Source organism: uncultured Sphingomonas sp. (genome assembly GCF_964250165.1).
In the GTDB taxonomy this organism is placed as follows: Bacteria; Pseudomonadota; Alphaproteobacteria; order Sphingomonadales; family Sphingomonadaceae; genus Sphingomonas.
The window spans coordinates 1-10,035 of record NZ_CAXUEK010000087.1 but is presented as its reverse complement, the minus strand read 5'-3'; the positions used below and the strand labels follow the sequence as shown (position 1 = coordinate 10,035).

Here is a 10,035-nt window from a genome sequence, read left to right as displayed (position 1 = left end):
AAGCCCCCGCCCCCGCGCGAGCCGCGCGACAGCTCCTCACCGATCGCCCACAGCGCGATCGGCCAGGCGCCGCCACCTGCGCCCCCGCCGCCGCCCTGCCAGCGCCGGCCCCGCCGACCGCCAAAGGCGGGGAGCACGAAGAACAGCAGCACCACGCCCCAGAAGATCAGGCCGATCGGCACGCCGCCGCCGCCGCGCCCGGCGGCCCGGTGGTCCTTGTTGAAGGCCGCGACGGCCGCGTCGGTGCGTGCCTTCGCCTCTTCCGGCGAGGCGCGGAGCTGCGCGATCAGCGCGTCGGCGCCGGCCGCGACGCCGCCCGGCAGGTCGCCGGCCTTGAAGCGCGGCAGGATCACCTGGTTGATCGTGACGCTCGAATAGGCGTCGGTCAGGAACGGCTCCAGCCCGTAGCCGACCTCGACCCGCACTTTGCGCTCGTTGGGTGCGATCAGGAGGATCGCGCCATTATCGACGTCCTTCAGCCCGACGCCCCAGCTGCGGATCAGCTTGTTGCCATATTCCTCGATCGGGTAGCCCTGCAGGTCCGGCACGGTCGCCACCACCAGCTGGCGATGGGTGTCGTGCTGCAACGCCTGCAGCTTGGTCGTGAGGTCCGCCTCGACCGCGGGCGGCAGCACATTGGCGGCGTCGACCACCAGCCCGCCGAACGGCGGCAGGGTCTGCGCCGCCGCGGGCGCGGCGATCAGCAGGAGCAGCCAGGCGCAGGCCCGGCGGAGCATGACGGTCAGCTCCCGAAATTCACTTTGGGCGCGACGTCCGCGCCCGGGCTGGTCGCCTGGAACGGGGTCATCGGTTTCGCGCCGTAGATCACCTTCGCGCCGACCGCGTCGGGGAAGGTGCGGATGCGGGTGTTATAGGCCTGCACCGCATCGTTGTAATCCTTGCGCGCGATCCCGATGCGGTTCTCCGTCCCCTCCAGCTGGCTCATCAGCGTGACGTAATTGCCCTGGCTCTTCAGCTCGGGGTAGGCCTCCTGCAGCCGCTGGAGCGAGAGGGTGACGGCGTTCTGCGCGCGCTCGTAGTTGGCGACCGCGGCCGGATTGGTCAGCTGGTCGCCCGAGACCTTGACCTGGGTCGCCGTGGCGCGTGCCTGCGTCACCTGGACCAGGATATCCTTCTCCTGCGCGCCGGCGGCCTTCACCGTCGAGACCAGGTTGGGGATCAGGTCGGCGCGGCGCTGATACTGGTTCTGCACGTCCGCCCAGCGCGCCTTGGCATTCTCTTCGGCGGTGGGCACGCTGTTGACCCCGCATCCCGCGAGCAGCGCGGCGAGCGGCAGGGCAAGGGCGACATGCGTCTTCATGGAACAGCCTCCGGCAGTTGCGCGGTCGGCTATAGGGCGGCTTCACGCCTTGGCGAAGAGGCAATCGGCGCCTAGCTTTCGCCGATCCAGATCAGGGAGGCGGCGATGTTCAAGGATTTCCGGGCATTCATCATGCGCGGCAACGTGCTCGACCTCGCGGTCGCGGTCATCATCGGCGGGGCGTTCGGCAAGATCGTGACGTCGCTCACGGACGACATCCTGATGCCGGTGATCGGCAAGATCTTCGGTGGGCTCGACTTTTCCAGCTACTTCCTCCGGCTCGGGCCGGTGCCGGCCGGCTATGCGGGTTCGCCGGACGATTATGTCGCGCTGAAGAAGGCGGGCGTCCCGCTGCTCGGCTATGGCGAGTTCCTGACGCAGCTGGTCGATTTCCTGATCGTGGCCTTCATCATCTTCCTGATCGTGCGGGGCGTGACCCGCGCGACGACGCTGCTGGAGCGGCAATTGCGGCACGAGGCGGCGGCCATCCCGCCCGCGCCCGAGCCGGTCGAGATCGCGCTGCTCCGCGAAATCCGCGACGAGCTGCGCGGGCGGAATTGAGCCGGCTTCGCCGTTACGCTGCCGCCAGCTCCTCGACGGCGGCGTCGGCCAGGCTGGTGCCGTCGAGGATGCGCGCGGTCTCGTCACGCACGCGCAGCATGGCGTGGCGGATCGCGCAGCTGGCCTCGTCCTTGCAGTCGCGGCAGGCGCGATAGGCGGTGCGGCTGACGCAGGGAACGAGCGCCAGCGGGCCTTCGATCACGCGGATCACGTCGCCCAGCGAGATCAGGTGCGTCGGCCGCGACAGGCGATAACCGCCCATCTTGCCGCGGGTCGAATGGAGGAACCCCGCCTCGCGCAGATCGGCCAGGATCAGCTCCAGGAACTTGCGCGGCACGTTCGCCTGGGCGGCAATGCGAGTCATCGGCACGGGCGGCCCGGCGATCGGCGTCTCGGCGAGGAACAGCATGGCGCGCAGGGCATAGCGGGAGCGCTGGGTGAGCATGACGCCCTCCCTATGGCGCGGGTTTATGGCAGGCGAAAGGCGGTCTTGGCGGCGGCGGGTCAGTCGTCTATATCACCCGCGCCGGGTTCGCCCGGCTATGGCGATAAATCGCGGCGTGAATAGGCACAGCGGACCCGGGGGCAGTACCCGGCGGCTCCACCAGAAGCTTCGCGCAGGGCCCATCAAGGTAACACTTTGATGGGAAATCCTGGCGGGGTTCCCGATGGGGCCGAACCAGGATCGACGTGTGTTGAAAGGCGCTGTTTTCGCCCGGAATGGGACCACCGCGACGGCCCATAACACAAGTGCCAACGACAACGAGGCGCTCGCGATTGCCGCGTAACTGATTCCCTCACGGGACTAGGTTACAAGGCTTAAGCGCGGTTGGACCGCACCGGGCAACAGAAGCGGAATCCGGCGGCCGCCGGGGGGGCCGAGCAACAGAACCCCCCGGACCGGCTCAAGGGCGGTCGTCGTCGTCGGCCTCCCCTTCGGGCGGCCGATGCAAGACCCAGCTCTCGTTCTGCACGATCGTCGCTGCGAACGGTCGGCCGCGCGCGTCGTGGCCCGGCCTGAAGCGATACCGCTCCATGATGAGGCGGCAGGTGGCCTCGTCCAGCGCCGCGTTGCCGCTCGATCGGGCGATCTGGCAGCGCGCGACGCGCCCGTCGACGCCCACCACGAAGCGCACCCCCACCGTGCCGTCGGCACCCGCCTCGCTCGCCGCGCGGGGATAGTCCTGGTCCCGGATGCGGCCGCCGATCTGGCGCGGCGGCACGTCGCCGGCGCCGTCGCCATTTCCCTCGCCGCCGCTGCCGGTCCCCTTGCCCTCGCCGCCCGCGCCCGTGCCCGGCCCGGCCACGTCCGCCGCGCCCTGCGAGGCCTGCGCGCCCTGGAACGGCACGGGCGCGACCACCACGGGCGGCGGCGGGGGTGTGAGCACCACCGGCGGGGGCGCGGCGACCGGGCTCGCCTGGCTGCGGAGATTGGGCGGAGCGGCCGCTCCTGCCCGGCGGTAGCTCGGCCGGTGGGCCGGCGGCCGTTCGGGCGGCGGGGGTGGGGGCGGCGGCGCGACCCCGAACACCTTGAGCGCCGAATCGGCCACGGCCCGTGGGCTCACCGCCAGCGCCAGCACCAGCGCCCAGACGAGCAGCGCGACCAGCCCGGCCGCGACCGCCGCCGCCGCCGCCCGATCGCGCCGAGAAAGCCTGACCGTCGCCATGCACCCTCAACGCGCGACGGCGGACAGGTTTTCGCGGCGTCTTGCAGCGGGTGGCGGATCGGCTAGCAGGGCCGGAGCGAGGCGGGGGAACGGGTGACGCGCGCGGCGGTGTTCCTGGCGGGGTGGACCGTCCTGGCGAGCGCCGGCATCCCGCTGATCGGCGTGCTCAACGGCGGCATGGCGCGCAGCATCGGCAACCCGATCGGCGCGACGGCGGTGATGTTCGCGGTCGCCTGCCTCGCCGCGCTGGGCCTGGCGCTGCCGCTCGACGGGCCGCCCCGCCTCCACGCCCTGATGGCCGCGCCGGCGAGCAGCTATGCCGCGGGGCTGCTGATCGGCTTCTAGGCGCGGTTGGCCACGATCATCATCCCGCGGTTCGGCGCGCGCAATTTCGTTGCGTTCATCGCGGGCACGGCCTGACCTCGGGCATGGCGGGGCTGGGCGAGTTCGGCCCGGGCGGCGCGGCCGCGGCGGTGGACGATTTGGCGGTGCTCAGCCGCCGCATCCGGGCGGAGCAGCCCGGGGTGCCGCTAATCCTGTTCGGCCATTCGATGGGCGATGTTCGCGCAGGCGTGGCTGCCGACCACGCGGCGCTGATCGACGCGCTGGTGCTGTCGGGCACCGCCGCGCCGCGCGCGCGGATCGGCGGCGAACTCAACGCGCGATTCGAGCGGCGCACCGGCTATGACTGGCTGTCGCGCGACCCGGCGGAGGTGGACGCCTATGCCGCCGGTCCGCTGTGCGGCATCCGCCTCAGCGAGGCGTCGGCCAGATCCTTCGCCGTCTGCGCGAACGCTCGCCGCCGCCTGAACCGCCGGGTCCAGTCTCCGATAGACCGGTCCTGACCGCCTCCCCGGCGAAGGCCGGGCCCAGTCGCGAGCGGTCAGATACTGAGCCCGGCCTCCGCCGGGGCGGGCGGGCAAGCTCGGTGTTGACGCGGTGGATCAGACCCGAAGCGTGTTCGCCGGAAAGCCCGCGGCTCAGGCCGCTGCCGTGCGTTTCCCCCGGCACCATCGATACCCGACGTTGGCCGGCCGATGCGGCGACGTCTCGTCCACGCCGGACGCCTCCGCGACGAATCCGGCGGCCTCGTATACGCGTCGCGCCCGCGCGTTGGCCTGATAGGTGACCAGCTGCAGCTCGTCCTGCTCGCGCTGCGCGATGCCGATCAATGCCCGTCCGATCCCTTCGCCGTGCCGGGCCGGCTCGACATACAGGTGCTCGATCCAGCCCGGTTCGAGCGCGAGGCATCCCACCAGCGTCGCCCCGTCGAACGCGCCGCAGAGCGAGCCCGACGCGAACGCAGCGCGATACGTCGCCAGCGTCTGCGCCAGGGGTTCGGCCTCGACATCATAGCCGGGGATCAGCGCCCCGGCGCGCCGGTGCAGCGCCGCGGCCGCGTCGGCTTCTTCCGCGCGCAACAGGCGAATGTCAGGCACCATGCGCCAGCTTCAGCCCCGGCCGTGGCCAGCGCGTTTTCACCAGCCGGCCCGATCCCGAGCAGGTGACATAGGCATCCCTCCCATCCGCGCCGCCCCAGCAGATGTTGGTGGTGAAGATGTCGTCGGTGGGCACGAACTCGACCAGCTCGCCCGCGGGCGACACCACGCTGATCCCGCACTCGCCGATGGTGGCGACGCAGATGTTGCCGCCCGCCTCGACGCCGAGCGAGTCGAAGAACTTGTAGCCCGCCGGCCGGTAGAGCGGGATGGCGGGGCCGCCCGGTCCGGCGGCCAGGTCCACCTCGCCCGGCGCGGTGACGCGGAACGCCATCAGCCGGCACGTATAGGTCTCGGCCGCGTAGAGCGTGCCGCCGTCCGGCGACAGGCCGACGCCGTTGGGGTTCTCCGACGGAAACACCACCTCCTTCAGCAGCGAGCCGTCGGCCCTGGCGTAGAAGATGCCGGTCACGTCGCGCTCGCGGGGCCGGGTCTTGCCGTGATCGGTGAACCAGAAGCCGCCATGCGCATCGAACACGATGTCGTTGGGGCCGCGCAGGATGCAGCCGAAGTCGCCGTCCCGGTAGAGCACCTCCACCGCGCCGGTGGCGAGGTCGATCCGCTCGATGCGGCCGCCCGAATAATCGTCCGCCTGCCCGTGCGGCGTCAGGAAGCCGTTGCGGTCGATATAGTTGAAGCCGCCATTGTTGCAGCAATAGAGCTTGCCGTCCGGCCCGATCGCCAGCCCGTTCGGGCCGCCGCCGGGCTCGGCGATCGTCTCGGTCGACCCGTCCGGGCGGACCCGCGTGATCCGCCCGGCGGCGATCTCGACCAGCACCACCGAGCCGTCCGTCATCGCCACCGGCCCCTCGGGAAAGCGCAAGCCGCCCGCCACCGTCGTCCACTCGACCATTCGCCCTCTCCTTGTTGTCGCCGCGACGGAACGCGTAAGGGAGGCCGATGCAAAAGAGAACCGGCGGCCGCATCCTCGTCGACCAGCTCGCCGCGCAGGGCTGCGACCGGCTGTTCACCGTGCCGGGTGAGAGCTTTCTCGCCGTGCTCGACGCGCTGGTCGACGTGCCGCGGATCGCGGTCGTCACCTGCCGGCAGGAGGGCGGGGCGGCGTTCATGGCCTGCGCGGACGGCGCGCTGACCGGCCGGCCGGGCGTGTGCTTCGTCACCCGCGGCCCCGGCGCCACCAACGCCAGCATCGGCGTCCACGTCGCGATGCAGGATTCGCAGCCGATGATCCTCTTCATCGGCGACGTCGACCGAGGCACCCGCGACCGCGAGGCGTTCCAGGAAATCGATTTCCCGGCGATGTTCGGTCCCATCGCAAAATGGGCCGCCCGCATCGACGACGCGCGCCGCATCCCGGAATATGTCGCCCGCGCCTACGCGACCGCGATGAGCGGCCGTCCCGGCCCTGTGGTGCTGGCGCTGCCCGAGGACATGCTGCTCGACACGGTGGAGGCGGTGGACCGGCCCCAGGTGGGGCACATCCGCCAGGCGGCGTCCGCCACGGCCATCGCCCGCCTGCGCGATCTGCTGTCAGAGGCCGAGGCGCCGCTGGCGATCGTCGGCGGCGCCGGCTGGAACGCCCGTGCGGCCGCGCATTTCCAGGCCTGGGCCGAACGGGCGGGCGTGCCGGTGGCCGCGGCGTTCCGGCGGCAGGACGCGATCGCCAACGGCTCGCCCGCTTATGCCGGCAATCTGGGCTACGGCCCCAACCCGGCGCTGCTGGCGCGCGTCCGCCAGGCGGACCTGCTGATCGTCGCGGGCGCGCGGCTCGGCGAGGCCACCACCGACGGCTATACGCTCGTCACGCCCGACCATCCGGGGCAGACGCTGTTCCAGGTCCATCCCGACCCGGTCGAGCTTCAGCGCACCTACCGCGCCGACGTCGCGATCTGCGCCGACATGCACGATTTCGCCGCGGCGCTGGACGCCGAAGCGCGCTGGCCGTCGCGGGACGAGGCACAGGCCGCCCATGCCGACTATCTCGTCTGGTCCACCCCGCAGCCTCGCGCGAACGTCCGCCTCGACCTCGGCCAGTGCGTCGCGGCGATGCGCGCGGCGCTGCCCGCCGACAGCATCCTCTGCAACGGCGCGGGCAACTTCTCGGGCTGGTGGCATCGCTACTGGCGTTATGCCGGCCCGGGCACGCAGCTCGCCCCCACCGCCGGCGCGATGGGCTATGGTCTCCCCGCCGCCGTCGCCGCGTCGCTGCGCCGGCCCGACCGCACCGTCGTTGCGCTGGCGGGTGACGGCGACTTCCTGATGAACGGGCAGGAGCTGGCGACCGCCGTTCAGCACGGCTGCGCGATCCTGGTGCTGGTGATCGACAATGCCGCCTACGGCACCATCCGCATGCATCAGGAGCGCGAGTTTCCCGGCCGCGTCTCCGCGACGCGGCTGCGCAACCCCGATTTCGCCGCGCTCGCCCGCGCCTATGGCGGCTGGGCCGAGACGGTGGACCGCACCGAAGACTTTGCCGGCGCGCTGGCCCGCGCCACCGCCACACCCGGCGTCCGCCTGCTCCACCTCAGGACCGACATCGAGGAGATCACCCCCGCCACGACGCTGAGCGCGATCGCGCGCCGCTGAGCGACCGATGCGCAAAGGTTTGACCACCGGCTCGCCCGCTCGCTATCGGGGCGTTCGACAGGAGTGGCGATGAACAAGCTTTATCCCGATGCCGCCGCCGCGCTGGACGGCCTGCTGCACGACGGCATGACGATCTGCGCGGGCGGATTCGGGCTGTGCGGCATCCCCGAGCGGCTGATCGACGCGATTGAGGCGGCGGGCGTGACCGGGCTGACCATCGCCTCCAACAATGCCGGGATCGACGGGGAGGGACTCGGCAAGCTGCTGCGCTCCCGCCAGGTCGCGAAAATGATCTCCTCTTATGTGGGCGAGAACAAGGAGTTCGAGCGGCAGTATCTGGCGGGCGAGCTGGAGGTCGAGTTCTGCCCGCAGGGGACGCTCGCCGAGCGATGCCGGGCGGGGGGCGCGGGCATTCCGGGCTTCTACACGAAGACGGGTGTCGGCACGCTGGTGGCCGAGGGCAAGGAGGTGAAGGTGTTCGACGGCCCCGATGGCCCAGAGGAGTATATCCTCGAGCGCGGCATTCGCGCCGATCTGGCGATCATCAAGGGCTGGAAAGCCGACGAGACCGGCAACCTCGTGTTCCGCAAGACCGCACGCAACTTCAACCAGCCCATGGCCACCGCGGGGCGCGTGTGCGTGGCGGAGGTGGAGGAGGTGGTGCCGACCGGATCGCTCGATCCCGACGCGATCCACCTGCCCGGCATCTATGTGAAGCGGATGATCGTCGGCGCGCCCTACGACAAGAAGATCGAGTTCCGCACCGTGCGCCAGCGCGAGGGGGCGGGCGCGGCGGCGGGAAGCGAGGTGTGACGGTCGCTTCTTCTTCTCCCCTCCCGCTTGCGGGAGGGGTCAGGCGAGGGCGTGGGTTTGCCGGGCGTCGCCCGACATGGCCTCCCGCAAGCGGGAGGGGCTGGGGGATCGCTCTGGCTGCGGTCCTGTCCGCCTGTGCGGCGCAGCCGAGACCGAACGTCCAAGCGGCGCCTGGCGCCGGCGCGACGCCGATCCCGCCCGCCTACCAGTTCCTCTACGGCTCGGGCGAGGCGGGCGCGCTCCAGCTCACTGCCTTTCACGCGCTGATCGCCTACGCCAAGGACAAGGCCGCGCATCGGCCCGCCCAAAGCGTGGTGCTCGCCGCCGGCTCGCCGCTGCGCGAGGCGAAGTTCGTGCCGTGCGGCGACAAGCCGCTGGCAGTGGTGTTCGACGTCGACGAGACGATGCTGCTCAACCTGGGCTTCGAGGCGCGCGCGGCGACGGGGCGGCCCTATCGTCAGGCGGAATGGTCGGCATGGGAGCGCACCGGCATCCGGCAGGTCGCCGCCACGCCGGGCGCGGCCCACGCGATGGAGGACCTGCGCAAGGCGGGGGTGACGCCGGTGCTCAACACCAACCGCGCCGCCGCCAATGCCGACACGACGGTGGCGGCGCTCAAGGGGGCGGGGCTGGGCGACTTCGCGCATGGCGAGACGCTGTTCCTGCAGGGCGACGACAGCGACGGTCCGCGCAAGGACGGCCGCCGCGCGAAGATCGCCGCCCGCTATTGCGTGATCGCGATGGCGGGCGACCAGCTCGGCGACTTCTCCGACCGCTTCGGCGAGCCGATGCCGGTTGCCGAGCGCCGCCAGCTCGCGATCCACTCCTCGGCGGCGGGGCTGTGGGGCAAGGGCTGGTTCGTGCTGCCCAATCCGGTCTACGGCACCGCGCTGAAGGGCGGGCTGGACGATGCCTTCCCGGCCGACAAACGCTGGAGCCCCGCCCCGTGAGCAAGCCCGTGCCGATCGACCTGACCAAGCACGGCCACCTGGTCGAGGACGCGCGCGAGTTCCTGCGCCTGTGGGCCAAGCAGGACGGGCCGGTGACCTGCTTCATCAACCCCGCCGCGCTGGCGCCCGATCCGTTCGCCTTCGGCATGGCGCTCGTCGACGCGGTCAGGCACGGCGCGCGCGCCTGGGCGCGGGCGGTCAACATCAGCGAGGCGGAGGCGGAGGCGCGGATCTGGGAGGGCGTGGATGCCGAGCGCGGGCTGCCCACCGACCATCCGCGGAGCCCTGCGCCGGCGGACGTGACGCCGGACGCGCGAGACGATTTCGTCAGCTATACCGGAAAGCCGAACTGATGGCCCAAGCAACCAGCGGGTGGAACCGCAACCAGATGGCCGCGCGTGCCGCCAAGGAGCTGCGCGACGGCTATTACGTCAATCTCGGCATCGGCATCCCGACGCTGGTCGCCAACAACATCCCCGCCGGCATGACCGTGACGCTCCAGTCGGAGAACGGGATGCTCGGCATCGGGCCGTTTCCCTATGACGACGAGGTCGACCCCGACCTGATCAACGCCGGCAAGCAGACGATCAGCGAGCTGCCGCAATCGGCCTATTTCTCCAGCGCCGACAGCTTCGCGATGATCCGCGGCGGGCATATCGACCTGACCGTGCTCGGCG

The 10,035-nt window shown here is 71.3% G+C and carries 14 protein-coding genes and 1 other RNA gene; 9 read left to right on the top strand and 6 right to left on the bottom strand.

Annotated features, from left to right (window positions below):
• Together ACFE64_RS13655 and ACFE64_RS13650 are read right to left on the bottom strand one after the other, a co-directional pair.
• The coding region (locus ACFE64_RS13655) for a TPM domain-containing protein (protein WP_375393008.1) at window positions 1-737 on the bottom strand (737 nt) is incomplete at its 3' end.
• A 5-nt stretch (window positions 738-742) separates the two neighbouring features.
• Window positions 743-1,321: a LemA family protein gene (locus tag ACFE64_RS13650; RefSeq protein ID WP_375393007.1), complete on the bottom strand. Its 579-nt coding sequence runs from the start codon at window positions 1,319-1,321 to the stop codon at window positions 743-745.
• 105 nt (window positions 1,322-1,426) lie between these two features.
• Here ACFE64_RS13650 and mscL point away from each other — a divergent pair, with 105 nt between their 5' ends.
• Complete coding sequence (gene mscL / locus ACFE64_RS13645) at window positions 1,427-1,882, top strand: large conductance mechanosensitive channel protein MscL (RefSeq protein WP_375393006.1); 456 nt, start codon at window positions 1,427-1,429, stop codon at window positions 1,880-1,882.
• Window positions 1,883-1,895: 13 nt separating this feature from the next.
• Here the strand turns inward: mscL and ACFE64_RS13640 are convergent, their stop codons facing one another.
• Window positions 1,896-2,327, bottom strand: coding sequence for an RrF2 family transcriptional regulator (locus tag ACFE64_RS13640; protein ID WP_375393005.1), 432 nt, complete (start codon window positions 2,325-2,327; stop codon window positions 1,896-1,898).
• 41 nt (window positions 2,328-2,368) lie between these two features.
• Between ACFE64_RS13640 and ssrA the strand changes: the two genes are divergently transcribed.
• Window positions 2,369-2,744: a transfer-messenger RNA gene (gene ssrA, locus ACFE64_RS13635) on the top strand.
• Between the two features lie 43 nt (window positions 2,745-2,787).
• Here ssrA and ACFE64_RS13630 read toward each other — a convergent pair.
• A complete protein-coding gene (locus ACFE64_RS13630) occupies window positions 2,788-3,549 on the bottom strand; it encodes an energy transducer TonB (RefSeq protein WP_375393004.1) in 762 nt (253 codons plus the stop codon).
• A 93-nt stretch (window positions 3,550-3,642) separates the two neighbouring features.
• Here ACFE64_RS13630 and ACFE64_RS13625 point away from each other — a divergent pair, with 93 nt between their 5' ends.
• Window positions 3,643-3,894, top strand: coding sequence for a DMT family transporter (locus ACFE64_RS13625; protein WP_375393003.1), 252 nt, complete (start codon window positions 3,643-3,645; stop codon window positions 3,892-3,894).
• A complete protein-coding gene (locus ACFE64_RS13620; protein WP_375393010.1) occupies window positions 3,783-4,394 on the top strand; it encodes a serine aminopeptidase domain-containing protein in 612 nt (203 codons plus the stop codon). Before ACFE64_RS13625 ends, ACFE64_RS13620 begins: the two co-directional genes overlap by 112 nt.
• Before the next feature lie 135 nt (window positions 4,395-4,529).
• Here the strand turns inward: ACFE64_RS13620 and ACFE64_RS13615 are convergent, their stop codons facing one another.
• Together ACFE64_RS13615 and ACFE64_RS13610 are read right to left on the bottom strand one after the other, a co-directional pair.
• Complete coding sequence (locus ACFE64_RS13615) at window positions 4,530-4,988, bottom strand: GNAT family N-acetyltransferase (RefSeq protein WP_375393002.1); 459 nt, start codon at window positions 4,986-4,988, stop codon at window positions 4,530-4,532.
• Window positions 4,981-5,901, bottom strand: a complete 921-nt coding sequence (locus ACFE64_RS13610) for an SMP-30/gluconolactonase/LRE family protein (protein WP_375393001.1) — start codon at window positions 5,899-5,901, stop codon at window positions 4,981-4,983. Before ACFE64_RS13610 ends, ACFE64_RS13615 begins: the two co-directional genes overlap by 8 nt.
• Before the next feature lie 47 nt (window positions 5,902-5,948).
• Between ACFE64_RS13610 and ACFE64_RS13605 the strand changes: the two genes are divergently transcribed.
• The 5 genes from ACFE64_RS13605 to ACFE64_RS13585 form a co-directional block, all read left to right on the top strand.
• Window positions 5,949-7,595, top strand: a complete 1,647-nt coding sequence (locus ACFE64_RS13605) for a thiamine pyrophosphate-binding protein (RefSeq protein ID WP_375393000.1) — start codon at window positions 5,949-5,951, stop codon at window positions 7,593-7,595.
• A gap of 69 nt (window positions 7,596-7,664) precedes the next feature.
• Complete coding sequence (locus ACFE64_RS13600; protein WP_375392999.1) at window positions 7,665-8,408, top strand: CoA transferase subunit A; 744 nt, start codon at window positions 7,665-7,667, stop codon at window positions 8,406-8,408.
• Between the two features lie 107 nt (window positions 8,409-8,515).
• Window positions 8,516-9,358 (top strand): 5'-nucleotidase, lipoprotein e(P4) family, encoded by an 843-nt coding sequence (locus tag ACFE64_RS13595; protein WP_375393009.1) that lies wholly within the window; start codon window positions 8,516-8,518, stop codon window positions 9,356-9,358.
• Window positions 9,355-9,711: a DUF5076 domain-containing protein gene (locus ACFE64_RS13590; protein ID WP_375392998.1), complete on the top strand. Its 357-nt coding sequence runs from the start codon at window positions 9,355-9,357 to the stop codon at window positions 9,709-9,711. Before ACFE64_RS13595 ends, ACFE64_RS13590 begins: the two co-directional genes overlap by 4 nt.
• The coding region (locus ACFE64_RS13585; RefSeq protein WP_375392997.1) for a CoA-transferase at window positions 9,711-10,035 on the top strand (325 nt) is incomplete at its 3' end. The genes ACFE64_RS13590 and ACFE64_RS13585, both read left to right, overlap by 1 nt.

What these genes read in the sequence shown, in the direction of transcription:
- ACFE64_RS13610 (WP_375393001.1), bottom strand. Translation starts at nt 5,901, where the DNA reads ATGGTCGAGTGGACGACGGTGGCGGGCGGCTTGCGCTTTCCCGAGGGG.
- ACFE64_RS13605 (WP_375393000.1), top strand. Translation starts at nt 5,949, where the DNA reads ATGCAAAAGAGAACCGGCGGCCGCATCCTCGTCGACCAGCTCGCCGCG.
- ACFE64_RS13600 (WP_375392999.1), top strand. Translation starts at nt 7,665, where the DNA reads ATGAACAAGCTTTATCCCGATGCCGCCGCCGCGCTGGACGGCCTGCTG.
- ACFE64_RS13640 (WP_375393005.1), bottom strand. Translation starts at nt 2,327, where the DNA reads ATGCTCACCCAGCGCTCCCGCTATGCCCTGCGCGCCATGCTGTTCCTC.
- ACFE64_RS13630 (WP_375393004.1), bottom strand. Translation starts at nt 3,549, where the DNA reads ATGGCGACGGTCAGGCTTTCTCGGCGCGATCGGGCGGCGGCGGCGGCG.
- ACFE64_RS13650 (WP_375393007.1), bottom strand. Translation starts at nt 1,321, where the DNA reads ATGAAGACGCATGTCGCCCTTGCCCTGCCGCTCGCCGCGCTGCTCGCG.
- mscL (WP_375393006.1), top strand. Translation starts at nt 1,427, where the DNA reads ATGTTCAAGGATTTCCGGGCATTCATCATGCGCGGCAACGTGCTCGAC.